General features: G+C 73.9%; 21 protein-coding genes. 7 read left to right on the forward strand and 14 right to left on the reverse strand.

Features of this window, described 5'->3' with window-relative positions; all coding sequences use genetic code 11:
* Both sepH and ppgK read right to left on the reverse strand, forming a co-directional pair.
* A partial coding sequence (sepH, locus tag MXD62_RS27905) for a septation protein SepH (RefSeq protein WP_248832368.1) occupies positions 1-1,976 on the reverse strand: 1,976 nt, incomplete at its 3' end.
* A gap of 316 nt (positions 1,977-2,292) precedes the next feature.
* Positions 2,293-3,120, reverse strand: a complete 828-nt coding sequence (gene ppgK, locus MXD62_RS27910) for a polyphosphate--glucose phosphotransferase (RefSeq protein WP_248832369.1) — start codon at positions 3,118-3,120, stop codon at positions 2,293-2,295.
* A 362-nt stretch (positions 3,121-3,482) separates the two neighbouring features.
* Between ppgK and moaA the strand changes: the two genes are divergently transcribed.
* Genes moaA through MXD62_RS27925 form a run of 3 tightly spaced genes read left to right on the forward strand, consistent with a single transcriptional unit; the run spans position 3,483 to position 5,496 of the window.
* On the forward strand, positions 3,483-4,469 hold the full coding sequence (gene moaA / locus MXD62_RS27915; protein ID WP_248832370.1) for a GTP 3',8-cyclase MoaA: 987 nt from the start codon (positions 3,483-3,485) through the stop codon (positions 4,467-4,469).
* Positions 4,466-5,137 carry a molybdenum cofactor guanylyltransferase gene (locus tag MXD62_RS27920; RefSeq protein WP_248832371.1) on the forward strand — a complete coding sequence of 224 codons (672 nt, stop codon included), beginning with the start codon at positions 4,466-4,468 and terminating at the stop codon, positions 5,135-5,137. The genes moaA and MXD62_RS27920 overlap by 4 nt, the downstream gene beginning before the upstream one ends.
* Entirely contained in the window at positions 5,137-5,496 is a 360-nt protein-coding gene (locus MXD62_RS27925) for a DUF6457 domain-containing protein (RefSeq protein ID WP_248832372.1), read from the forward strand. Before MXD62_RS27920 ends, MXD62_RS27925 begins: the two co-directional genes overlap by 1 nt.
* A gap of 10 nt (positions 5,497-5,506) precedes the next feature.
* Here MXD62_RS27925 and MXD62_RS27930 read toward each other — a convergent pair whose 3' ends face one another.
* Positions 5,507-5,941, reverse strand: coding sequence for a hypothetical protein (locus MXD62_RS27930; protein ID WP_248832373.1), 435 nt, complete (start codon positions 5,939-5,941; stop codon positions 5,507-5,509).
* A gap of 403 nt (positions 5,942-6,344) precedes the next feature.
* Between MXD62_RS27930 and MXD62_RS27935 the strand changes: the two genes are divergently transcribed.
* The gene (locus MXD62_RS27935) at positions 6,345-7,010 is read left to right on the forward strand and encodes a hypothetical protein (protein WP_085950109.1); all 666 of its coding nucleotides are present in this window, start codon (positions 6,345-6,347) and stop codon (positions 7,008-7,010) included.
* Positions 7,011-7,012: 2 nt separating this feature from the next.
* Positions 7,013-9,436: an AAA family ATPase gene (locus MXD62_RS27940; protein ID WP_248832374.1), complete on the forward strand. Its 2,424-nt coding sequence runs from the start codon at positions 7,013-7,015 to the stop codon at positions 9,434-9,436.
* Between the two features lie 344 nt (positions 9,437-9,780).
* Here the strand turns inward: MXD62_RS27940 and MXD62_RS27945 are convergent, their stop codons facing one another.
* Positions 9,781-11,388, reverse strand: a complete 1,608-nt coding sequence (locus MXD62_RS27945) for an MFS transporter (RefSeq protein WP_248832375.1) — start codon at positions 11,386-11,388, stop codon at positions 9,781-9,783.
* 366 nt (positions 11,389-11,754) lie between these two features.
* Here MXD62_RS27945 and MXD62_RS27950 point away from each other — a divergent pair, with 366 nt between their 5' ends.
* Positions 11,755-12,264: a DUF222 domain-containing protein gene (locus MXD62_RS27950; protein ID WP_248832376.1), complete on the forward strand. Its 510-nt coding sequence runs from the start codon at positions 11,755-11,757 to the stop codon at positions 12,262-12,264.
* Between the two features lie 250 nt (positions 12,265-12,514).
* On the opposite strand, the gene MXD62_RS27955 is transcribed toward MXD62_RS27950, so the two are convergent.
* From MXD62_RS27955 to MXD62_RS28000, 10 genes are all read right to left on the reverse strand, one after another.
* Positions 12,515-13,918 (reverse strand): carboxyl transferase domain-containing protein, encoded by a 1,404-nt coding sequence (locus MXD62_RS27955; RefSeq protein WP_248832377.1) that lies wholly within the window; start codon positions 13,916-13,918, stop codon positions 12,515-12,517.
* A 180-nt stretch (positions 13,919-14,098) separates the two neighbouring features.
* A complete protein-coding gene (locus tag MXD62_RS27960) occupies positions 14,099-15,325 on the reverse strand; it encodes a beta-ketoacyl-ACP synthase II (protein WP_071061315.1) in 1,227 nt (408 codons plus the stop codon).
* Positions 15,322-15,570 carry an acyl carrier protein gene (locus tag MXD62_RS27965; protein ID WP_020458891.1) on the reverse strand — a complete coding sequence of 83 codons (249 nt, stop codon included), beginning with the start codon at positions 15,568-15,570 and terminating at the stop codon, positions 15,322-15,324. The genes MXD62_RS27960 and MXD62_RS27965 overlap by 4 nt, the downstream gene beginning before the upstream one ends.
* 17 nt (positions 15,571-15,587) lie before the next feature.
* Positions 15,588-15,770 (reverse strand): hypothetical protein, encoded by a 183-nt coding sequence (locus MXD62_RS27970; protein WP_248832378.1) that lies wholly within the window; start codon positions 15,768-15,770, stop codon positions 15,588-15,590.
* Positions 15,761-16,699, reverse strand: a complete 939-nt coding sequence (locus MXD62_RS27975) for a beta-ketoacyl-ACP synthase III (protein WP_248832379.1) — start codon at positions 16,697-16,699, stop codon at positions 15,761-15,763. The genes MXD62_RS27970 and MXD62_RS27975 overlap by 10 nt, the downstream gene beginning before the upstream one ends.
* On the reverse strand, positions 16,696-17,682 hold the full coding sequence (locus MXD62_RS27980) for an ACP S-malonyltransferase (protein WP_248832380.1): 987 nt from the start codon (positions 17,680-17,682) through the stop codon (positions 16,696-16,698). The genes MXD62_RS27975 and MXD62_RS27980 overlap by 4 nt, the downstream gene beginning before the upstream one ends.
* A gap of 244 nt (positions 17,683-17,926) precedes the next feature.
* The gene (locus MXD62_RS27985) at positions 17,927-19,525 is read right to left on the reverse strand and encodes a helix-turn-helix domain-containing protein (RefSeq protein ID WP_248832381.1); all 1,599 of its coding nucleotides are present in this window, start codon (positions 19,523-19,525) and stop codon (positions 17,927-17,929) included.
* 9 nt (positions 19,526-19,534) lie between these two features.
* Positions 19,535-20,065 carry a transglycosylase SLT domain-containing protein gene (locus MXD62_RS27990; protein ID WP_248832382.1) on the reverse strand — a complete coding sequence of 177 codons (531 nt, stop codon included), beginning with the start codon at positions 20,063-20,065 and terminating at the stop codon, positions 19,535-19,537.
* A gap of 164 nt (positions 20,066-20,229) precedes the next feature.
* Positions 20,230-20,985, reverse strand: a complete 756-nt coding sequence (locus MXD62_RS27995) for a tyrosine-protein phosphatase (protein ID WP_248832383.1) — start codon at positions 20,983-20,985, stop codon at positions 20,230-20,232.
* A 7-nt stretch (positions 20,986-20,992) separates the two neighbouring features.
* The gene (locus tag MXD62_RS28000) at positions 20,993-21,733 is read right to left on the reverse strand and encodes a NeuD/PglB/VioB family sugar acetyltransferase (RefSeq protein ID WP_248832384.1); all 741 of its coding nucleotides are present in this window, start codon (positions 21,731-21,733) and stop codon (positions 20,993-20,995) included.
* A 202-nt stretch (positions 21,734-21,935) separates the two neighbouring features.
* Here MXD62_RS28000 and MXD62_RS28005 point away from each other — a divergent pair, with 202 nt between their 5' ends.
* Positions 21,936-22,904: an NAD-dependent epimerase/dehydratase family protein gene (locus MXD62_RS28005; RefSeq protein ID WP_248832385.1), complete on the forward strand. Its 969-nt coding sequence runs from the start codon at positions 21,936-21,938 to the stop codon at positions 22,902-22,904.
* Positions 22,905-23,000 lie beyond the last annotated feature (96 nt).

The following is a 23,000-nucleotide window of genomic DNA, read 5'->3' on the forward strand; positions in this document are numbered from 1 at the left end:
GGCCGAGGGCGGCCTGCCGGGCCGCCCTCGGCCCGGGCCGGTGTGGCCCGGCCCGCTGCCGGCCGGCGCGGTGCTCCGCCGCGCCCCGGGGCAGCGGCGCCTCGGCCGCCACCAGCCGGAGCCGCCGAGGCCGCAGTGCCGCCGTCCAGGTCCTCAGCGGCTGCCGCGAGCGCCCCGAGTGAACGGGCACCGCCAGCGGTGCGGGCGACAGCTGGCCGGCGGGCGGCGGTGGCCGCCGGACGGCGCGGCACCCGCTCCACCGGCGTCGTGGGTTCCCGTGCCGGCTCCGCGGCCGCAGGCGGCACGATCGCGGCCGGTCGGAGCACCGGCTGCCCTGTCGGCGCGGGAGCCGCGGGCTGCCCGGCCCCGCCGGGCGCGGCCTCGCTCACCGACCGGTCGCCGCCGTCCTCGGTGTCCTGGTCTTCGTCGTCCTCGTCCAGACCGGCGGCGTGCGCGGCCTGAACGGTCTCGTCCGGGTCGGCCGAGCCGCCCGGGGTGTCCTGGGCGTCCTCGCTCGGGATGCCGGGCTCGGCCGCTTCCGGCGCCGGGGCGAGGGCCGCCTCGGCCACCGCGACCAGGTCTGTCCTGGTGGACTCCATGTCAGCCGCGCCGGCGTGGCCGAACTCCGCCTCGTTGGCCGCCGCCGCGTCGACGGCGGTGGCGGCCACCTCGGAGTACTCGGTATCCGGGTTCGGCAGCGACCTCGGCTCGGCCGCCGGTGTCGGCGGCGGAACGGCGCGCTCCCGGGAGCCGAACCGGCTCGGGGGCGTGGTGCGCCGGCCTCCCGCGCCGCTGTGCCGCCCGGACAGGCCCGGGGCCCCACCCTGGGCCGCCGGCCACGCACCGGGCATGCTGCGCCGCGCCGCGCCGGCCGTACGGCTCGCGGTGGGGGCGGCCACCGGGCCCTGGTACTCGTCCGGGCCAGCCTGGTCCGGCGAGGTGCCGTGGCCGCCGGCTCCCTGCCCCGTGTTCGCCCGCGTCGCGGCGTCCTGGCCGACGGCTTCCTGAGCGGAGCCTCCATAGCCGGAGGCTTCGTAACCGGTGTTCTCGTAGCCGGGGGTCGCGTAGTCGGGCGCCCCGTGATCAGGAGTGGTGTGGTCCGTGGCGTAGTCGTCGCCGGCCCGCTCGGCCGGGCGGCGGTCCGGAGACTCGCCCGCGGGCCCCTGGGCCGGCGACGGCCCGTACCCCGGCGCAGCCGCGCTGGGGAGGTAGCCCGTCCCGTTGACAGCCGCCGGAGCGGGGAAGGCCGAGAGGGGAGCCGTCGAGGACTGCGTTCCCGGAAGCTGCTGGCCGGGTCCACCGGCCGCGGACTGCGTCGGGTAGGCCGCCGCCGCGCCCTGGTCGTGCACCAGGGTCAGCGCCGGGCCGGCGGCGCGCACGGGCGGCTGCGCCGGCTGCGGGGCGGGCGGCTCCGCCGATTCGGGGGCGACCAGCGCCCGGGCCGCGTCGTCGTGCGGGCGCACCCGGCGCACCACCGGGTCCCACGTCCACCGGGCGCACCTGCTGTCCGAGGTGAGCTGGACCAGCCAGATCCCGTCCACCCGGCGCCAGGCGTCCCACTGGGCGGTGTCCGGGTCGTCCTGCACGCTGAGCAGCCGTGCGTCGACCACCTCGCCGAGGGGACGGCCGGGCACCCCGCCCGGATCCTTGGGCAGCAGCGCGGCGCGCGCCTCCTGGACCACCCGGGCGCGTTCGGCCAGCACCGGCCCCTCGTAGCGCTCGACCCGCTCCACCGGGATGCCCGCGGCCCGCGCGACGTCGGCGGCGGTCTCACCGGCCCGAAGCCGGGCCTGGATCTCACGGGGGGTCAGCGCGCTTTCCGCGCGTACTTCACTACGTCGGGCTCCGCGCAGCGCCGCGCGCAGCCGATCGTCCACCGCGACGCGGAACTGTTCCGCATCCGCGCGCCCGGCGGCGTCGGCGAGCACGAGATAACCGCCGTCCTCGCTGAGTGCGACCGCCCGCAGCTCGCGCATGGCGCCTTCTCCTCCCGTCGATCTCCTGCCGTGCGGCCGAGCGTGCGGGGTGCCCTGTCGGACACCCCGAGGGCGCACCGGCGCACGAGTGCGCGCGAAACCGCCTCGCCGCCATGCGTCCCGGTAGATGACAGCCTGCCATCGATGGCGCCGGACGGTCGCATTGCGGCGGGCGACACGCACAGTCTGACCCTCGTTGAGGGTTCTGAACACGTCGGGGGCCCGTCCCGGGCCCGGGTGTGACGCATCACCGCCCCGGCGCCCACCCGGCCGGGCGGCATGATCGTGCCCACCCGCCGGGCGCCGGGGCCGGAGCTCAGGGGCGACGGCCGCCGGGCGGCCGGGTCGCCGGCCCGCGCCGGCGCGCCGGGCGCGGGGCGGGCCGGGCGCGGGTCTGGTCACCGCCGGCGTACAGCGCCGCCCCGACGACGCCCGCCTCGTTCTGGAGCTGGGCGGGCACCACCTTCGTGCGCAGTTCGAGGTGGTCGAAGAACTTCTCCGCCTTCCGGCTGGCGCCGCCGCCGATGATGATCAGATCCGGCCACAGCAGGGCCTCGAGGGTGCTCAGGTAGCGGTTGACCCGCTTGGCCCACTTCTCCCAGGAGAGATTCTCACGCTCCCGGACGGCCTCGGAGGCCTGTGTCTCCGCGTCGTGGCCGTGGATCTCCAGGTGCCCCAGCTCGGTGTTCGGTACGAGCTGGCCGTGCAGGAACAGCGCCGTCCCGATCCCGGTGCCGAACGTCGTCATGACGACGAGGCCGGAGGTGTCACGGCCGGCGCCGAACGCCATCTCGGCCATCCCGGCGGCGTCGGCGTCGTTGACGACGGCGACCTCCGAGCCGGCCAGCGCCGGCCCGAGTGCCCCGCCGAGCACCGCGGAGACGTCGGTGTCGATCCAGGCCTCGTCGACGTTCGCGGCGGTGCGGGCGACCCCGGACTTGATCACCGCCGGGAACGTGGCGCCGACCGGGCCCGTCCACTCGAAGTGCGCGACGACCTCCGCGACGGTCCGCGCGACCGACTCCGGGTCCGCGGGCTGCGGCGTCGGGAGCCGGAACCGCGGCGCAGCCAGAGTGCCGTCCTCGATGTCGACCGGGGCGCCCTTGATGCCCGTCCCACCGATGTCGACCCCGAAGACCCGCATTGCGCCGTCCTCCCGCATGTGTCGCTGTACGTCGCTCTCCTGGCGGCGGCGCGGCCTCCCGGCGGGAGCCCGCGACCTCCGGTACCTCCGGCGGAGGCGAGGGAATCAGTGAGGCCCGGCGCGGCGGGCACCGAGCGGTCGTGCCCCGGACCCCGGGTGCCGCGTCGTGCCGAGCCGTGCCTGGCCTGGTTGTGCCTGTCGTAGTTTTGCAGGCCCGCCCGACGCCGTGGCGGCGGCGGGCGCTTTCGGTGGTGAGCCCGGTCTCCGGCGGACGTCCATGCCGCTCCAGGCGGGGCCGGAGATCGCCCGGGGTGGGCCGGACAACGCGTGTGTCCTGTTCTGAGGGCACCTACTCTGATGAGATGCGGTTGACCGATTCCCACGGGCGGGTCGCCACCGACCTTCGGGTGTCGCTGACCGACCGGTGCAACCTCCGCTGCAGCTACTGCATGCCCGCCGAGGGGCTCGACTGGCTGCCGAATCCGCTGCTCCTCACCGACGACGAGATCCTGCGGCTGGTCACGATCGCGGTGGCCCGGCTGGGCGTCACCGAGATCCGGTTGACCGGCGGCGAGCCCACACTGCGTCCGGGGCTGGTGCGCCTGGTCGAGCGGATGGCGGCGCTCTCGCCCCGGCCCGAGCTCTCGCTCACCACCAACGGCCTGCGCCTGGCCGGCCTGGCCGGCCCGCTCGCCGCCGCCGGCCTGGACCGCGTCAACGTCTCCCTGGACACGCTTCGCCCGGAGCGCTTCGCCCGGATCACCCGCCGGAACCGGCTCGACGACGTCCTGGGCGGCCTCGCCGCCGCGGCCGACGCCGGGCTGATCCCGGTGAAGGTGAACGCGGTGCTCCTCCGTGGCCTGAACGACGACGAGGCCGCGCCGCTGCTGCGCTGGTGCCTCGCGCGCGGCTACGAGCTGCGCTTCATCGAACAGATGCCGCTGGACGCCCAGCACGGCTGGCGCCGCACCGAGATGATCACGGCCGGCGAGATCCTGACCCGGCTGGAGGCGGAGTTCGTCCTGACCGCGTTGCCGGGGCGGGGGAGCGCACCCGCCGAGCTGTTCGCCGTCGACGGGGGGCCGGGCACCGTCGGGGTGATCGGCTCGGTGTCCGCGCCGTTCTGCGCGGCCTGCGACCGGGTCCGGCTCACCGCGGACGGGCAGGTCCGCAACTGCCTGTTCGCCCGGGACGAATCCGACCTGCGCGGCCCGATGCGGTCCGGCGCCACCGACGACGACCTCGCCGACCGCTGGGTCCGCGCGGTGTGGGGGAAACACGCCGGCCACGGCATCGACGCGCCGGGCTTCCACCAGCCAGCCCGGCCGATGTCGGCGATCGGCGGGTGACACCACTCTCGCCGTCGCCGTCGCCGTCGCCGTCGCCGTCGGGGGAGCTGGGCGATCCGTGGGACGCGCTGGTCCTCGCCGGCGGCCACTCCCGGCGGCTCGGCGGCCAGGACAAGGCCAGCGCCGTTGTCGGTGGCCTGCGGCTGCTGGACAGGGTGCTCGCCGCCGCCGGCGCGGCCGAGCGGATCGTCATCGTCGGGCCGCCGCGCCCGGCCCGGCCCGGTTCCCGGTCGGTCCGCTGGACCCGCGAGGACCCGCCGGGCGGCGGGCCGGTCGCCGCCATCGCCGCCGGGCTGCGGCTCGTCGAGGCCCCGCTGGTAGCGGTACTCGCGGTCGACCTGCCCTTCATCGGCGCCGTGGAGCTCGCCGACCTTCTCGGATCGCTGCGCGGCGAGCCGCCGGGTCACCGTGACACCGACGTGGCGGTGCTGGCCGATCCGGCGGGCCGGCCGCAGTACCTTGCGGCGGCCTGGCGCACCGCCGCGCTGCGCGCCGCCCTGCCGGCGGACCCGACGGGCCGCTCGGTGCGCTCGCTGCTGGCCGGGCGGGATGTGCGGACCGTCCCCGCCACCGCCGACGCCTGCCTTGACTGCGACGACCCGGCGTCGCTGGCGGCGGCCCGGGCCCGGGCGGTCCCCGGAACGCACGGCTCGGGCACGATGCCCTGATGACAGACGACAACGAGGCGGGCGGGCCCTCGGCGGCCGAGCGCCCCGCAAGCACTGGTGCGGCGGTCGCACCCGGGGCGGCCGGTGGTGAGGCTCAGCGCCTCGGCGATGTTCTGGACGAGTGGGTGAGCCGGGCGAGTACCGCGCTCGGCCTGGAACCCGGTTCCGTGGACGCCACGCTCATCCTCGACCTCGCCCGGGATGTCGCCCACGGCGTCACGCGCCCCGCCGCCCCGCTGACGGGGTTCCTGGTCGGGCTGGCAGCCGGCCGCCGCGGCGGCAGCGCCGCCGACGTCCGAGCCGCCGCGGACACGGTGCTGGCCCTCCTACCCGAGCACGACTCCAAGCGCGACGGCTAGTGCACGACGGCTAGTGCATGCGGACGGGGCCGGTCTCGTCCAGGTAGCCGCGCATGTCGATGGCCATCGTGTGGACGTCCTCGGCGTCTGGTTCGGGGACGTCCTCGGCGTCGTCGCGGGGGTAGCCGAAGGTGAGGCGCGGCAGCATCTGGGTGGGGGCGTCGACGAGCCCGGGCGCGGCCTCGATCAGCCCGGACTCCCAGTCGAGCTCGCGGCCGCTCAGCGGGCCGGAGGGCAGGTTCCGCGCGGCCGGTGACGTCGTGACGATCACGTAGTCCAGCACGCCGAGAGCGGCGATGACGACGAGGGCCGGCAGCGCCGCGAGTGGGCGCCACACCGTCAGACCAACCATCACGAACACGGCCACCACGGTCAGGCCGCCGACGATGTGCCTGCGCACCGGGGGTAGCGCTGGAACCTTGCGGCCGCGCCGGTAATGCGCCATGCACCACAGTGTGCCCCCGTCGCCGGAACTGTCCAGGCGGTGGGGTGTTGTCAACCGCCCGACTGGCGGCAGGCAGAGACGCGCCGCAGGGTGGAACCCGACGTCGGAAGCGAACCGGGGGAGCCGGTCGTGACAGCGGAGGGTACCCGCAATGCCTCTTTCCGGTGAAGGCTCTTCGACGGTGCGCCGGAATGAGTCACACTTACCGTGGGAAATGAGAGATCCATGGCCCGACCCGCCGGTCAACGGTGTATCCAGGGCCCGGTGTCGCACCATGGGATCGACCTCGCGAGGCTGGAGGATCGCCGTGGAGGTTACAAGTCGTGGCCACTGGCCGCGACCGCTGCCACGACCCCGGCCAGGGCCGAGGCCGAGGTCAGCCCCGGTACTGGCCGTCGCCGCGGTGGTGGCGCTGCTCGTCCTGATCTCCGGGTGCGGGGCGTCCAGTTACGACTATGTGACGAACAAAGATGACGGCGCGTTCCTGAAGGTGCCGGCGGCCTGGACGTATCAGGAGATGCCCGGGCCGGCCCTGTTCGGCATCGACGCCCGCAATGTGAGCCCCGAGATGTTGCGCGGCCTGATGTCACGCGAGTGGGTCGTCGGGCTGGATGCCGCCGAGAAGTTCGACGAGACCAGTCTGTTCGTTCCCGACGCGCCGCTGCCGAAGGGCTTCGTCCAGGTTCGGCATCTTCTTCCGGAGGAGGCCAATGCGGTCTCCACGAACGACCTGCGCAACTTCGTGGTCACCGTCGACGACGCGGTCGCGGCGCAGGAGGAGGCCGTCCGCCAGGACCCGTACGGCGCGCGCCTCGCGCCCAGCTTCCTGCTCCTGGCCGACGAGAAGGTGGCGCAGGACAGCGGCGTCCACGGCGTGCACCTGATCTACCAGGTCGCCACCGCGGCCGGGCTGGTCACCATCGACCAGACCAGCCTGCTGGACCAGAACCAGACCGTGCTCTACCAGCTCGTCCTGGCCTGTTCAGCGCTCTGCTACGCCCAGCACGGGGGGCAGATCGGCGAGGTCACGGGCTCGTTCACCATCAAGCCGACGGACCGAGGGCAGTAGGCATGAGCGCAACCGACCGGGCGACCAGTTCGGGTTCCTCCGCGCCCGCGGGGGAGACCACCGCGGGCGACGCCGCTTCCGACTCCCCGACCGCGCCGCGCCGACGTCCCGCGGCACTGTGGGACAGAACCAAGTTCCTGTTCCTGCTCGGCGCGCTCTTCGCCTTCGTGGTCGCGGCGGACGTCTCCGGCAACCCACTGATGACCTGGGGCGACGCGTTCCGCATCCAGTCGCGGTCGAGCTGGTGGATCCTGGCCCTGCTCGGGCTCGAGGTGGTCCACCAGATCCACATCTTCCTCGGCGAGCGGTCGTCGCGGTACTACGTGTTCTGGACCGACAAGGTCTTCGGTCGCGCCGAGCGCCGGCTGCTGCGCCTCAACGACTGGAACCGGTACCGGGCCAGCCGGGCGCTGAAGGTCGTGGCCGCGTTCGCGCTGTTCCTGTTCGTCTACGCCCGCATCGTCGACCAGTCCATCTTCGAGGCGACGGTCGGCCTGCCCGGCGCGGCGTGGAAGGCCATCCCGCTCGTCCTGCAGATGGTGCTGCTGCTGGTGGTCGTCGTCGGGCAGTTCGTCGCCATCTTCTGGTTCCTCTCCAAGGGCGGCGTCGAGGTCTACTTCCCCGAGGACATCAAGACCCGCTTCGCCGACGTCTGGGGCCAGGACCACGTCGTCAGCCGGGTCCAGGAGAACGTCTTCTACCTGGAGCGCCCCGAGGAGATCGAGGACAGGGGCGGTTACGTCCCCGGCGGCATTTTGCTGTGGGGCCCGCCCGGCACCGGCAAGACGCTGATCGCCGAGGCGGTGGCCGGCGAGACGGGCAAGCCCTACGTCTTCGTCGACCCGGGCGCCTTCTCGGCGATGTTCATGGGCGTCGGCATCATGAAGGTGAAGTCGCTGTTCCGCAAGCTGCGCAAGCTGTCGCTGCGCTACGGCGGCGTGATCGTCTTCTTCGACGAGGCCGACACGCTCGGCAACCGTGGTCAGCTCGCCGGTGGCTTCAGTGGCGGCGGCAAGCTCGGCGCGGGCGGTGCCGGGGCGGGAGCGGCGGCCTTCTCGACCGGGCACAACCCGTTCGGCGTGCCGGTGGGCGCGGAGTCCGTGGACGCCTGCAACGGCTTCTCCTACCTGGACTCGTTCGCCCGGGCCCAGATCGCCCGCGACCACGCCCAGCGCGAGAACTTCGTCATGGGCGGGGGGATGGGCGGGTCCAGTGCCGACGGGACCCTGCAGGCCCTGCTCACCGAGATGTCCGGCCTGAAGAAGCCCCGCGGATTCCTCAACCGGGTCGTCCGGCGGACCCTCGGCATGCGTCCGAAGCCGCCGCCGAAGTACCGCATCCTGGTGATGATGGCGACGAACATGCCCCAGTCGCTGGACGAGGCGCTGCTGCGGCCCGGGCGCATCGACCGCATCTACAAGGTCGGCTACCCCAGCAAGGAGGGCCGGATCCGGACCTTCGAGGGCTACCTGGCCAAGGTGCGCCACGAGCTGACCCCGGACCAGGTCGAGCGCCTCGCCATCATGAGCCCGGAGGCCACCGGTGCCACGATCAAGGACACGGTGAACGAGGCACTGGTGCAGGCCGTCAAGGACGGCCGCGAGATCATCACCTGGCAGGACATGCTGCGGGCCCGGGTGGTCAAGGAGTACGGCCTCGCCGACGACCACGAGCACATCGCCCGCGAGCGGCACAGCATCGCGCTGCACGAGGCCTGCCACGCCGTCGTCGCCTACCGCACCCAGCGCGGACGGGTCATCGACCTGGCGACCATCGAGCGGCGTGGCGGAGTCGGCGGGTTCGTCGCGCACGTCGCGGTCGAGGACCGCATGTTCATGTGGAAGTCGGAGATCGAGGTCCAGGTGATGGTCTCCCTCGCCTCGCTCGCCGGCGAGCGGATGTTCTTCGACGGCGACAACACCGTGGGTGTCGGTGGTGACCTGCGCAGCGCCACCCTGCTGGTGTCGAGCAACATCTCCTCGGCCGCGATGGGCGAGACGCTCGCGTCCCGGCTGAGCATGATCGAGCACCAGATGGGCCAGGCGTCCATCGACTCGGACCGGCCCTTCGGTGAGCAGGTCGAGGCCAAGCTGCGGGAGATCTACGCCCGCACCGAGGCCGTCCTGTCCGCGAACCGGCGCGAGGTGCTGTCCCTCACCCATGCGCTGGAGACCCACAAGACGATCACCGGCGAGGACGTCGAGGCCATCATGGAGGGGACGGTCGGCCCGACGGTCGACGGCCGCCGCTACATGGAACCGGGGTTCATGGCCGTCGCGGAGGACTACCACCGCTCGGCGGTCCAGGCACACCGCGGGATGCACCACGACGATCTCCGGGAGCTTCCCGAACTCGGCCGGGCAGCCGCCCGCGGGGCGCCCCCCGTGCCACGGGCACTTCCGGAGGGCCCCTCCACCGCCAACTGACCGACGCCGCCGAGCCTCACCACAGGTACCACACGCACACAGCACACAGGTACTGGCCGGGCGGTGTCGGCGCCGCCCCGGGCCAACCCTCGACGCACTCGCCCTTTGCTTTCTTTCTCGCCGTTTCGTGGCCGTTTTCGGCGGAATCCGGCCCGAAACGGCGAGGAGGACGTCAAGGGGCGAGCAGGCTACCTCGATGTGCCGGGCGGTTTGCCCGATAGATGGCGGTCTGGGGTCGTCCCGTGCTGGTGCGGGCCCGTCTTCGCTTCCCGCGCGGGCGGGGCTGCGCCGACACCAGGCCTCCTCGCGTTCGGCCCGCGATCTCCGACCCCCGACCCGGGATGTCAGACGTCCTGGAGGGCCGGCCCGCGTTGCGGTGCGGCCGCCGCGCTCAGAACAGCCTCGACCGGGTTACCGAGCGCGGTGTCGGCCACCGCGGAAGCCGTTGGGTCGTTCGACGTCGCGGTGCCTACCGCCGTGCCGGTGCCTACTGCTGTGCTGGTGGCGAGCGCTGTGCTGGTGGCGAGCGCTGTGTCAGTGCCTCCTGCTGTGCCGGCGTCGCCCGCTGTGTCCGGGGGGAGTGCCGTGCCGGTGGTGAGCGCCGTGCCGGTGCCCGTGGCGAGTGCCGGGCCGCCGGCTGGCGCGGCCGGCGGCCGGGCCGCCGCCGGGACCGCCTGGGCGCGCGCCGCTTGGCCGCGCAGGGACGCCGCCGCGAAGGCGGATCCCGCCAGCGCCGCCGCGCCGGCCATCGCCAGGCCGGCCCGCGCACCGAACGTCTCGGACACCCAGCCCGCGATCGGGCCACCGACCGGGGTCGAGCCGAGGAACGCCACCGACCACAGGGCCATCACCCGGCCACGCATCTCCGGTGCCGCGGAGAGCTGCACGGTCGCGTTGCCGGTGGAGATGAAGGCGACGCTCGCCGCGCCGACCACCACGAGCGCGGCGACCTCCAGCGCCAGCACCGGTGCCGCGGCTGCCACCAGGGTGACCACGCCGAACACCCCGGAGGTGACCGCCAGAGCCGGGACCCCCACCCGCCGGTGCCGGGCGACGACCAGGCCACCGGCCACGGCCCCCGCACCCATCGCGCCGGTGAGAAGGCTGTACGTCGCGGCCGACCCGCCAAAGGTCTCACGTGCCACGAGCGGCAGCACGACCTGGAACTCGTAGGACAACGCTCCGATCACGGCCATCATGAGCAGCGGGATCCGCAGGCTCGGCGTCCGCATCGCGTAGGCGAGCCCGGAGCGCACCTGCCCCGGTGCCCGCGGCACGGGATGCCGGCGTACCAGCGCCGCGGTGTCGATCCGCTGGAGCGCGATGACCACGGCGACGAACGAGGCGCCGTTCAGCAGGAAACAGCCGCTGGTGCCGACCAGGCTGATGAGGATGCCGGCGATGCCGGGCCCGACGACCCGGGCCGCGTTCATGGTCACCGAGTTCAGCGTGACGGCGTTGGGCAGGAACTCCGATCCCACCATCTCCTGGACGAAGCTCTGCCGCGCAGGGTTGTCCACCGCGCTGGTCATCCCGATCGCCGCGGCGACGGCGGCGACCATCCACAGGCGTGCCGTGCCCGTCAGGTCCAGGATGCCGAGCAGGACGGCGAGGGAACCGAGAATGATCTGAGTGGTGATCAGGAGCCTGCGGGTGTTCGAGCGGTCGGCGATCAGCCCGCCGTAGGCGCCGAACAGCAGCACGGGCAGGAACTGGGCCGCGGTGACGAGCCCGAGTTCGGTGCCGGACGCGCCGAGCGACAGCACCAGCCAGCCCAGGGCGATCATCTGCATCCAGGTCCCGCACAGCGAGACCACCTGACCGCCGAGGAAGAGGCGGAAGTTCGGCACCTGAAGGGCGGCGAAGGTGCCGGTGGACGATGGCACCCGCGTGCCCGCCTCTTCCGTGCCTCCTGCGCTCGTCCTCGACGTGACCTGGTCCGAACGACTCATGCGGTGCACCTCCCAGGTCCACAACATGCCCCGGCCGATATTTATTTCGCGCAGCTAAGTATTTCGCGCGGGCGGGCGGGAGTGAGGGTGGAGCCGGGCGGCTCGGGGCTGCGGATCGGTCACGTATCCGGACCGCGGCTTGGTGGCTGGGTGACGATGCCCTAGTATTCGAACATGTGTTCGACGATCTCGGTGTGGCCGGGTGGGCAGGCGCTGCCCGCGGGCGGGGCAGGGGCCGCCGGTAGGGCAGACCCCGTCGGTAGGGCAGACCCCGTCGGCAGGGCCTGCGAGGTGGCGGGCGCGTGGGGTGGCACCGCACACGGGGCGTCCAGTGAGTGGAGTGTGGGTGTCGGACAGGAGGCGGCCGTGAAGGATCTCGACGCGCAGGTGGCCCGGCTGGCGGCCGTGGATCCCGGCGAGGTGCCGGACGCCGAGCTCGCCCTGCTGGTGACGGACGTGCGCCGGCTCGTCGACGCCACCGACGCCTGCTGGGTCCGCCTGCTCGCGGAGTTCGACCGGCGCGAGCTGTGGAACCTCGACGGTGCCCGGTCGGCGGCCGCCTGGCTGCGCCGGGAGTGCAGGCTTGTCCACCCCACGACGACCTCGGCGCTTACGGTGGCGCGCGCGCTGCGATCCCTGCCGGTGACCGCGGAGGCCTTCCGGACGGGCACGATCAGCTTCGACCACGTCCGCGCCATCGCCCCCGCGCTGGAGGCCGCGCGCGGCGAGCTCGCGCGCAGCGCCGACCCGATCTTCGCCCGCGCGGCCCTGTGGATGAACCGCCGTCAGATGGGCAACGTCGTTCGGACGTGGATCCGCCTGGCTGAGTCGGAGAGCCCACGTCCCCCGGGCGGGTCTGAGCCCCCTGGGTCGTGACGGCCCACTGCGCCGGGCGGGTCCGGTGGGCCGCGACGGCGTCCGGTGGCGAGGCCCGGGAGCACGGGCCGGAGGGCGCAGCCCCGAGATGAGACGTGGCGGCCGGGGGAGTCCAGGGACTCGCCCGGCCGCCACGTCTCGAAGACCAGCGCCGCTGAAGACCAGCGCCGCTGAAGACCAGCGCCGCTGAAGACCAGCGCCGTCGAGGGCCAGCGCCCCGGCCGGCGGGCCGGGTGGAGCGGGAGGAACTCTACAGAGGGATGTTGCCGTGAACGTTCTTGTCCACCCGGGCCTCGGCGATCGCGTCGGCGAGCGCGGCCGCGACCGCCCCGCGGGTCGTCCCGGGTGTGACGACCGCGTCCACCACGCCCAGCTCCACCGCGCGGTCGATCCCGCCGACGGTGCGGATGTGCTCCTCGGCCAGCTCGGCCATCACGTCCGGGCGGCGCTGGGCGGGCACCTCGGCCAGCTGCCGGCGGTGCAGGATGCCGACCGCGGCCTCCGCCCCCATGACCGCGAGCTGCGCGGTCGGCCACGCGTAGACCGCGGTCGCGCCCAGGCAGCGGGCGTTCATCGCGATGTACGCGCCGCCGTAGGCCTTGCGGGTGACGACGGTGACCCGGGGCACGGTGCACTCGGAGAAGGCGTAGAGCAGTTTCGCGCCGCGCCGGACCACACCCTCCCACTCCTGACCCACGCCGGGCAGGTAGCCGGGGACGTCGACGAGCACCACGAGCGGGATCCCGAACGAGTCGCACATCCGCACGAACCGCGAGGCCTTCTCCGCCGAGAGCGCGTCGAGGCAGCCACCGCGGCGCAGCGGGTTGTTCGCCACCACGCCGACCGTCCGCCCGCCGAGGCGGCCGAGGGCCGTGACGATGTTGCGCGCCCACTTGGGGTGCAGCTCGACGACCTCGTCGTCGAGCAGGCCGGCGACGAGCGGCCGCACGTCGTAGGCGCGGCGGGGGTTCTCCGGCAGCAGATCGCCGAGCTCACGCTCGGCGACGTGGCCGATGGAGCCCTGGTCGGCCAGCAGCGCGGTGATCGCGCGGGTCCGGTCGAACGCGGCGTCGTCGGTGTCGCAGGCGAGGTGGACGACTCCGCTGCGGGTCGAGTGGACCTCGGGGCCACCGAGGCTGTCGGCCGTGCACTCCTCGCCGGTCACCGAGCGGACGACGTCCGGGCCGGTGACGAAGACCTTCGCGTCGGGCCCGGTGATGACCAGGTCGGTGAGCGCCGGGCCGTAGGCGGCGCCGCCGGCCGCGGCCCCGAGGACCAGCGAGATCTGTGGCACCCGTCCCGAGGCACGGACCGTCGCCGCGAACACCCGGCCGACGCCGTCGAGCGAGGCCACACCCTCCTGCAGGCGGGCGCCCCCGGAGTGCCAGATACCGATCACGGGGCAGCTCATCCGGACGGCCGACTCGATCGCGTGCACGATGCGCGCGCAGCCGTCCCGGCCCATCGCGCCGCCCTGGACCGTGGGGTCGGTGGCGAAGGCGACGACCTCGTTGCCGTCGACGAGGCCCTGGCCGGCCACGACACCCGAACCGTCGGCGGAGGCGAACAGCGAGAGCGTGTCCGGGTCGAAGAAGCGGCTCAGTCGCGAGACGGGGGTTCGGGAATCGGTGCGGTCGATGGTGGACAGACTCACCGTAGGTCTCCTTGGTTGAGCGGTATCAGCCTGCTCCTGCGCAGATGGCGGCCCCGGTGCGGCCACCGTGAGGTATTTCCTGGCCGGGGCTTGGATCCCGGCGAACCGTCCCGGCGCCCCCGGGCGTGCCGCCGCCGTGGCGGGCGGCACGGTCTTCCCTCGGGGCGCCGGGCGTGCGTCCTACACCGTGAACGCGAGACAGACGTCGTGCCCACCGAACCCGAACGAGTTCGACAGGCCCGCGCCGGTGCCGAGCTCCCGGTTGTCGATGCTCACGACATCCAGGGCGATCTCGTCGTCGAGCGCGTCGAGATTGCGTGTCGCGGGGACGACGCGCTCGCGCAGCGAGAGCAGCGTGACCACGGCCTCCAGCGCGCCGGCCGCCCCGAGCAGGTGGCCGGTCATCGACTTGGTCGAGGTCACCGCGATCGAGTCGAGCGCGGAGCCCAGCGCCAGCCGAAGCGCGATCGACTCGGCGACGTCTCCGGTCGGGGTCGACGTCGCGTGCGCGTTGACGTGGATGACGTCCTCGGGCTCCAGGGAGGCCGAGCGCAGCGCCGCCCGGATCGCCCGGGCCGCGCCGGCACCGGTCGGATCCGTCGCGGCCACGTGGTAGGCGTCCGAGCTGATGCCGGCGCCGGCGAGGGTCCCGAGGACCCGCGCGCCGCGTGCCTGCGCGTGCTCCGCCGCCTCCACCACGATGACCGCCGCGCCCTCGCCGAGCAGGAAGCCGTCCCGGGCCTTGTCGAACGGCCGCGAGGCGGTCTCGGGAGCGTCGTTACGCCGGGAGAGCGCCTGCATCTGCGCGAACCCGGCGATCGGCAGGGCGGCGATCGCCGCCTCCGTGCCGCCGGCGATCACGATGTCCGCCCGGCCGGCGCGGATGATGTCCAACGCCAGCGCGATCGCCTCCGAGCCGGACGCACACGCGCTGACCGGCGCGTGCACACCGGCCTTGGCGCCGAACGCCAGGCCGACCGTGCTCGCCGGGCCGTTTGGCATCAGCATCGGCACGACGTGCGGCGACACCCGCCGAGCCCCACGCTCCCGCAGCACGTCGTGCTGGTTGAGCAGGGTCAGCACCCCGCCGATCCCGGACGCCACGCAGACGGCGAGGCGCTCGGAGTCGACTTCCGGGGAGCCCGCGTGGGCCCATGCCTCCCGCGCGGCGACCAGCGCCATCTGCTGGCTGCGGTCGAGAGTTCTGGCCTCGACGCGGCCCAGCGGTGGCTCGACCGCGAGCGGGGCGGCGATGTGGACGGGGAGCTGTTCGACCCAGTCCTCGGTCAGGCGACGCGCGCCGGAGCGGCCGGAGAGCAGCCCCTCCCACGTGGACGGCACGTCGCCGCCGAGGGGAGTGGTAGCCCCGAGGCCGGTGACGACGACCTGCCTGGGGGTCGGGGTCACGCGGCGACACCCGCCCGCTGGATGTACGAGACGGCGTCGCCGACGGTCTTGAGGGTCTTGACGTCCTCGTCCGGGATCTTCACGCCGAACTTCTCCTCGGCCGCGACGACGACCTCGACCATGGAGAGCGAGTCGACGTCCAGGTCGTCGATGAAGGTCTTGTCCGCGGTGACGTCGGCCGGGTCCACACCGGCGACTTCCTCGAGGATCGCGGCGAGGCCGGCGAGAATATCGGTTTGCGACATGGCTTTCCTCCTGTGCGTTACGGGATCAGCGTTCCGGCCGAGCCGGTGGCTGGACGGGCGGCCCGCGCGGGCAGCTCCGTACGGCGGTGGTGCGGGGCCCGGTCGCGGCACAGGTGGCCGCGGCTCGGGCCGGGGTACTCGGGGGCAGTGGAGTACCTGGGAGAAATGTGGTGCTCGGGGACGTCGGTGCTCAGGGGCATCGGACGACCTGTCCGCAGTAGGTCAGGCCGGCGCCGAAACCGAACAGCAGCACCGGATCGCCCGAGACGACCTCGCCGGCTTCCATCATCCGGTCGAGCGCCAGCGGGATGCTCGCCGCGGACGTGTTGCCGGAGTCCACCACATCGCGGGCGATCGGCACGTCGGGGACACCGAGGCCACCCGCGAGCGCCTCGACGATGCGCAGGTTCGCCTGGTGCGGCACGATCGCGGCCAGCTCTTCGGGCGCCACACCGGCCCGGTCGCAGACCGTGCGCAGGGTGGGAACGAGCGAGATGGCCCAACGGAACACGGCCGGGCCCTCCATGCGGAACGAGTTGTCGCCCCGCCCGGGAACCTGGATCGCCTCGGGCCGCGACCCGTCGTGGCCCCAGACAGCCGGGCCGATCTGCTCGGTCTCGGCGGCGCCGATCACGACCGCGCCGGCGCCGTCCGCGAGCAGGATGCAGGTGGAACGGTCACTCCAGTCGGTGTAGTCGGAGAGCCGCTCGGTCGCGACGACCAGCACGTGCCGGGCGCTGCCGGCCCGCACCATGTCCGCCGCGGTGGAGACGGCGTAGCAGAAGCCGGCGCAGCCGCCGTTGATGTCGAAGGTCCCCGCGGCCGACGCGCCGAGCCGGGAGGCGATCTGCGGCGCGGTGCCCGGGATCTGGGACGGCGCCGTGCAGGTCGCCCCGATCACGGCGTCGACGTCGCGGGCGGCCAGCCCGGCGGCGGCCAGCGCCTTGTCCGCCGCGCTGACCCCCATCGCGACCGTGGTCTCGTCGTCGTCGGCGATCCGCCGGGTCGAGATGCCGGTCCGGGTGCGGATCCAGAGGTCCGAGGTGTCGACCTGCCGGGTGATCTCGTCGTTGGTGACCAGCCGGCCCGGGCGGTAGGTGCCCAGCCCCAGCAACCGCGCCCCTGTCATGAGGCCGCCCCGACCAGGGACTCGGCCTGGGGCGGCACGGCCACTCCGGCGGGGGGCAGGTACTCGGCGACGAGCTCGCGGGCGGCGTCCAGATCGGCGGGCGTCTTCACCGCGACGATCTTCGCTCCCCGCAGTTCGCGCCGGGCGATGCCGGCGAGCGTGCCGGCGGGCGGCAGCTCGATCACGGCGGTCACCCCGGCCTCGCGCATGGCGGCCAGGCACAGATCCCAGCGCACCGGCGCCGCCACCTGGGTGACCAGCCGGGTGAGGAGGTCGGCGCCGTCGTGCACCGCGGCGCCGTCGGCGTTGGAGAGCTGGCCGAGGACCGGAGCCCCGGGCCGGATGCCGCCCGCGACGGCGCGCAGCACGTCGCCGGCCGAGGCCATGTGGTGGGTGTGGAACGCGCCGGCTACGGACAGGGGCCGCAGCTTGGTCTTCGGTGGCGGGGAGTCGGCGAGTTTCGCGAGGTCCTCGAGCGTGCCCGCGGCGACGATCTGCCCGGCGCCGTTGCGGTTCGCGGCGGTGAGGCCCACTCCCTCCAGCGCCGCGGCGACCTCGTCCGGGTCGCCGCCGAGCAGCGCGGTCATCCCGGTGGGGGTCCGCGCGGACGCCTCGGCCATCGCCCGGCCCCGCAGGCCGACGAACAGCAGCGCCGACTCCGGGGTGAGCGAGCCGGTGATCGCGGCGCCGGTGATCTCGCCGACGCTGTGCCCGGCCACGACGGCGCGGGCGCCGCCGGCGGGGGCCGCCGGCAGCAGGCCGAGCTGCTCGGCGGCCAGCAGTCCGTTCGCGACGATGAGCGGCTGGGCGATCGCGGTATCCCGGATCGTCTCCGCCGGTGCCTCGCAGCCGATGTCGACGAGGTCCAAACCGGCCGCCGCCGACCACCAGCGCAGCCGGGACTCGACGCCGTCGAGTTCCAGCCAGGGACGGAGCTGTCCCGGCGTCTGAGCACCCTGTCCTGGTGCGAGGATCGCGAGCACGTATTCACCTAACCCCGTGTGGACGGTCGTTGTCGCTGGCGACGAGTCACCGATGTCTCGTCGGCTCGTTGTCGGTGTCCTACAAAGCGGCGGGCTCCGGCGGTACGTTAGTGCCCCTCCACACCTCTGGACCGGAATTCGGTGACAGGGCAGTAAATTCGCTTGGTGTGACGGTTCTCGCACCGACGGGAGGGGCTGCGCGGGCGGGTCGCGGACGGGGATCCGGTCCGATCTGACCTGTAGGTTACGCACCGTCCAGGCGGCCGAGCACCAGAGCGATGTGCAGGATGAACCGCTCGCGGTGATCGGCGGGATCGAGACCGCAGACGTCCGCGGCCTTGCGCAGCCGATAACGCACCGTGTTCGGATGAAGGTAGAGCGCCCGGGCGGTCGCCTCCAGCGACGCGCCGAAGTCGAGGTATGCGCCGGCTGTCTCCAACAGCGGGGTGCCGGCGTGGCGCAGCGGGAGGTAGACCTCCCTGATCAGGCTCTGCCGCGCGTCCGGATCACCGGCCAGCGCGAGCTCCGGCAGCAGCGCGCTCGCCGAGACCGGGCACGGCGCCGCCGGCCAGGCGGCGACGACGTCCGCGGCGGCGAGCGCCGCGCGGGCGCACCGGGGCGCCCCGGTGAGATCGCCCGCGATCGGCCCGACCACCACGGGGCCCGGCCCGCAGGCGGGCAGCAGCGCGCGGGCGGCCTCCAGCGCGGTGTCGGCGTCGCCGGCCGGCGGCGGGCTTTCGCCGCGGCCGGATCCGCTCCCGGCACCCGTCGCGGCGGCCGCGGACCCGCCGACGCCGCCAGACCCACTCCCACCGTGCCCAGTCGCACTGTGCCCAGACCCGCCGTGCCCAACGCTGCCGGGCCCGCTTCCGCCGCCGGTCGCCGGCGGGCCCGCCGGGTCGCCGTCGTCAGGGCCGAACGCGCCGCCGACGACCATCACGAGCCGGTCGTGGTGGACCCCGGCGAGCACCTCGAGGCCGGCCCCCCGCGCCAGCCGGTGCACCTCGTCGACGGCGACCTCGGGCGAGGTCGGCGGCGCGGCGCCGACGACGACGGTGACCGACGGCGGGTTGCGCCAGCCGACCGCGGCGGCCCGCGACGGCAGGCCGCGGTCGACCTCGCCGCGTACGACATGGTCGACGACCAGCGCCTCCAGCCGGGCGTCCCACGCACCGCGCTCCTCGGCGGCCCGCGCGTACACGACCGCGCCGGCGAACGCGATGTCCCGGGAGTAGCGCAGCACGTCGGCGAGCAGCCGCTGCTCGTGCTCCGGGCCGGCCAGCGTCGGTACCTCGGCCTCGATCGCCTCGACGGCGACCCGGACGAGGTCGACCAGCCGGCGGAAGGTCACCGCCCGGACCAGCTCGCGGGGCGCGACCCGGAAGACGTCGCCGGACAGCTCCCGGGCGTGCTCGGGGCGGCGGCACCACTCGACGAACGACGAGATCCCGGCCTGCACCACGAGCTGGATGTCGGCGCGGTGCCGGGCGGACATCGCCGGGTACCAGGGGAGCACCTCGGTCATCCGGGTGACCGCCCGCGCGGCGAGCCGCCCGCTGGCCAGCTCGACCCGGCGGATCACCTCGTCGGTGGAGCCGCGGGGCGGAAGCGCGTGGCCGGTCGGTGCGCCGCCGGGGGCGTCGTCCCGCGCGGTCCGGGCCGGCGGTACGACGTGGCCGGGCCCCGACGTCGAGGAGACAGGGGTGGAGGAGGAGAAGGAGGCCGCGGTGGCCGGTGAGAGGGACGGGGGCAGCGGAGCGCCCTCAGCCGACGATCCCGGACCGGCCGGGGGCTCGTGCGCGGATGCCTCGCCGGACCGGTCTGTTGCCACGGCGTGGAGCATGTCACGTCGTCAGAGCTGGTCCCGGTAGGTGGCGGCCCAGTCATGCACCCGGGCCACGTAGGCGCGGGTCTCGTCGAAGTCCGGGATGCCCCCCGCGGCGCGGACGGCGTCCGGCCCCGCGTTGTAGGCCGCGAGCACCAGGGAGGTGCGGTCCCCGGGCAGATCGGCCACGGCCTCGGCCAGGTGTGCCTCGTAGTTGGCCGCCGAGACGATCGCGTCGCGGGGCTCGAGGGGGTCGGCGCGGCCGTCGCCGCTGCCGTCGATGCCGAACTCCGCCCAGGTGGTCGGGAGGAACTGCATCATGCCGCGGGCGCCGGCGTGCGAGACGGCCGCGGGATCGAAGCTGCTCTCCACCCTGGCCTGCGCGGCGAGCTGCGCCGCGCTGAGGACCCCGTAGGTGGCCGCCGCGGCCTGGAACACAGGGATCAGGTCGGCGGGCACGTCGGCGAAGGGCCGTTCGAAGATGTGGCTGCATCCGGACAGCAGCGCGATCACGATGACCACGGCCAGGACCGCGGTGACGGGCGCGCGCCGGATCATGCCTCCTATTGTCCGTTCCGTACGGGTGATGTGTCCGAGTGGTCGTGGTCTTCGCCTCGGCCGTTCCAGCCGTCGCCCTGCCTCACCCGGCAACCCGCCTCACTCGGCAGCCCTTCTCACCCGACCGCCCGCCCCGTCCAACGGCCCCGCACCAGAAGGCCCCCTCACCCGACAAGCCGTGACCGCAGCGAGCGCAGGTCCTCCTCGGGGACGCCCGCCCCGCGTGCCCAGGCGGCCGGACCACCCCAGATCTCGGCGACACCGCCGAGAAAACCGCGCATGACCTCCGGCCGGCAGCTCATCTTGTCGATGGTCAGCGGATCCTCGGGCCGGTTGTAGGACGGGCGGCGGGCGAGTCGGGCGTCGACCCGGGCGATGCGCTCGTTGGTCAGGGTGTAGTCCTTGACGATCGCCTCGTCGTCGACGCCGACGATCCCGAGCAGGAGCGCCGACAGCACGCCGGTGCGGTCCTTGCCGGCGGCACAGTGGAACAGTGCCGGCCCCGTCACCGGCTGGGCGAGCAGGCGGATGGATTCGGCCACGGCGTCCCCGGCCAGGCGGAGGTAGTCCAGGTAGTGCTCGACCCGGTCGACCGAGTCGAGGTCCTTCACGATCGCGGGGAACCGGGGATCGTCCGGCATGATCCATTCGCCGGGCAGGAACGAGTGGTTGTGGTAGGCCACGTCCTCGTACTCCAGCGGGCCGCGGCCCTCCCGCGCGGCCTCCACCCGGGCCCGCAGGTCGAGCACCGTCCGCAGGCCGAACACCTCGCGCAGCCGGGCCACGTCGGCGGTGGTCAGCTCCTGCAGGGTGTCGCTGCGCAGGAAGACGCCCGACCGGGTCAGGTGCCCGTCGGACGTCGGCATCCCGCCGAGGTCACGGGTGTTGTCAGTGCCTGCGAGGTCGAACCAGCGGTGCACCTTCCGATCATAGGTCGGCTCGGGGTGCCCCGGGCTGGGGTTCGGGCGTCCTCGGTTCCACTATCGGTGGCCGGGCGGCGTCCGCACCGGCGTCGGACGGGTCGATCGGGCGGGCCGGCACCCCGGCCACGACGAGTCCGGGGCGCACGTCGCCGGTGACGACCGCCCCGGCGCCGACCACCGCCCCGGCGCCGATCCGCCGGCTCCGCACGACGCTGGCCTGCATCCCCACCCAGGCGCCGGGGCCGACCTCGACGGCGCCGCCGATCCGGGCGCCGGGGGCGAGCGTCGCGTAGTCGCCGAGGCGGCAGTCGTGCGCGATACCGGCGCCGATGTTCACCAGGACGTGCCGGCCCGTCTCGATGTTGGTGGTGAGGCTCGCGAGCGCGCAGACCACGGTGCCCGGCCCGAGCTTCACGTCGCCGCCCAGGTGGGCGCGGGGATGGACGATCGTGGCCGGGCGCCGTCCGCACGCGCTGGCGTACCGGTCGATGCGGGCCCGTGAGGCCGCCGCGCCGACGCCGATCAGGTAGTCGGCCTCGAGGCTGGCCAGCAGGTCGAGCCCGCCCAGCACGGTGCTCCCGCGCCGGGCGAGCGGGTCGGGATCGACCTCGCCGTCGTCGAGGAATCCGAGGAACCGGTAGATGTCCCGGTCGCTGGCGGCGTTGACCGCCTCGACGAGGTCGAGGAGCTCGCGGCCGTGGCCGCCGGCTCCCACGATGACGAGCTGGCGTCCGAGGTCTGGCACGGGGCCGACCGTAGAGCGATGACGGCACCCGTTCAATTGGACACTCTGAGTAGTCAATCTCGTTGGGTGGTGTCGCCCGCCTGGAGGGTGCGCCGCCCCGGGATGTGCGGTATCGCCGCCCGTTTCCCTCAAACCGATTACCATGGGTATTCGATCTGTTGCTTACCGTCGCATAATGTGTTCATGGGGAGTGATTCGGACGATGAGGGTCGTGGTGACCGGGGGCGCCGGGTTCATCGGTGCCCACCTGACCCGTGCGTTGCTGGCCCGTGGCTGCGAGGTGATCGTCGTCGACGACCTCAGCACCGGAGCCCGGTCGAACCTCCTCGGTCTGCCGGTGCGCCTCGTGCTCGGCAGTGTCACCGACCGTGAGCTGGTTGAGGAGGCCTGCACCGGGGCGGACAGCGTCGTCCACCTGGCGGCGCGGCCCTCCGTCGAGCGATCGCTGCTCGACCCGTTGGCCACCCACCACGTCAACGCGACCGGCACGTTGACCGTGCTCGACGTGGCGCAGCGCGGTGAGACCCACGTCGTGGTCGTCTCGTCGTCACTGGTGTACGGCAGCTCCGGTGGCCGTGCCCAGGCCGAGGACGACCCGCCGTACCCGACCAGCCCGTACGCGGCCAGCACTCTCGCCGCTGAGGGTTACGCGCTGGCGTACCACGCCAGTTTCGGGCTTCCGGTGCTCGTCGCGCGGCTGTTCAACGTCTACGGCCCGTACCAGCCCGCCCGGCAGGCCCACGCCGCCGTCGTGCCGACGTTCATCGACGCCGCGCTGTGTGGACGTCCGCTGCAGGTGCACGGCGACGGCCGGCAGACCAGGGACTTCACCTACGTCGAATCGGTCGCCGGGCTCCTCGCGGACGCGGCCTGCCGCCGGTTGGCGCACCCCGGGCCAGTGAACCTGGCGTTCGGTACGAGCATCGATCTGCTCGCACTCGTCGCCCACCTGGAGGACATCCTCGGCCGCCGGCTCGACGTCGCGCACGCCGCGCCACGCGCCGGGGACATCCGCGGCTCGCGGGCCCACCCGGACGCGATGCGCGCGCTGTTCGGCTCCGTCGAGCGCCCGGACCTGCGGGCGACGCTCGAGGAGACCGTCCACTGGTACCGGGAACGCCTGGGTGAGGCTCCCGGCGCCACACCCAGGCCCGCGGACACCCGACCCTGATCACCACCACGCCGGGCCCGCGGATCGGGGGTCACCCGATCCCCGCCCCGGGCGGGGCGGGCGGGCCGCCAGGTGGGGCCCCGTGCGCGTGCGGGT

Origin of the sequence: Frankia sp. Mgl5 (genome assembly GCF_023242985.1) — a bacterium.
GTDB lineage: Bacteria > Actinomycetota > Actinomycetes > Frankiales > Frankiaceae > Parafrankia > Parafrankia soli.